The 1,204-nt window shown below is 39.0% G+C and carries 2 protein-coding genes; both read right to left on the reverse strand.

The annotated features are described in order from the left end of the window. Positions 1–204: 204 nt before the first annotated feature. Positions 205–678: a hypothetical protein gene (locus F6K38_RS42490; protein ID WP_287360903.1), complete on the reverse strand. Its 474-nt coding sequence runs from the start codon at positions 676–678 to the stop codon at positions 205–207. Between the two features lie 98 nt (positions 679–776). Then, positions 777–1,204, reverse strand: a 428-nt coding sequence (locus F6K38_RS42495; protein ID WP_287360905.1) for an efflux RND transporter permease subunit, incomplete at its 5' end; no start/stop codon positions are given.

The following is a 1,204-nucleotide window of genomic DNA, read 5'->3' on the forward strand; positions in this document are numbered from 1 at the left end:
GGTTTATTTCCGTGACCATGGCTACCATGGTGATGACCATGCTCATTGTGATTATGGTGACCATGGTGTTTATCTCCCTCAACAGATGCATCTCCAGATTGCCCTAGTGTTGAACAACTTTGAGCCAACAATAAAGTAGAACTAACTAGTAATGCGCTAACCAAACGATTCATGATGTCTTTACCCACAAAAGTTATTCAATATTTATTGTTTAAAGGAAAAGCGACCGTTGATTTTTTCACCGTTAATGTCAGTCTGAATAACTACTTTATATTCCCCAGTAGCTTTTCCTGGTAAAAAAGCAGCGTAATGTTTACCAGCCTGATCATAGCTGAAATCTAGATTCTTTTGTTCACCATTTGGTAACTGGATTTGAGCCTTGACTTTGGCATTAGATACACTTTTGTGTTCCTCACCCTGTTGTAGAAAAAAGTCTAAGTGAATTCCCTGTTTTTCGACAATAGGCAACAATTCTAAATGATAAAGGCCAGATTCAATGATTTGACCACCTTGGGAGTAACCATCACCATGGCTGGAGGAATCAACCTTCTCAGTTTTGGTTACAGTTTCTGAAGAGGTAGTTTGAGTAGTCTCTTTTGTACTATTGCCACAGGAGGCTAAAAATATCAATCCCACACTAGATAGAACAATTAAATTTGACTGCAACCACGAACCCATAGTTTTACTCCTTTCAAACTAATTTATTTTTTTGATAACCAGTAAAAAAGTTGATACTGACTAAGCTTACCGCTGACAACTTACAGCTGACTACTTACCTATTGACCCACCACTGAACCACCTTTAAAGGATGAATTTAAGTCTTCAGGTGAAATACCAGAATTGATGGGTTTACATATGAAAAAGCGACCAAACTGAGCATACAAAGCTGGTAATACCAATAAGGTTAAAGCTGTAGAAGTAAACAATCCTCCCAAAACAACTATTGCCAATGGCTGTAAAATTTCTTTCCCTGCCCCCGTACCAATTACGAGAGGAACCATCCCTAACGCTGAAGTCAACGCCGTCATTAAAATTGCCACTAATCGTTCCGTTGAACCTTCAATAAGTACTTGCTTTAAAGGCATTCCCTGAGCCAATTTATTGTTGTAATTATCTACCAGAAGTAAACCATTGCGGGTAGCAACACCAAAGAGAGTGATAAACCCTACCATGGAAGCAACAGAGACAATACCACCACCGAGGG

The sequence above is a fragment of the Moorena sp. SIO3B2 genome (genome assembly GCF_010692525.1).
GTDB lineage: Bacteria > Cyanobacteriota > Cyanobacteriia > Cyanobacteriales > Coleofasciculaceae > Moorena > Moorena producens.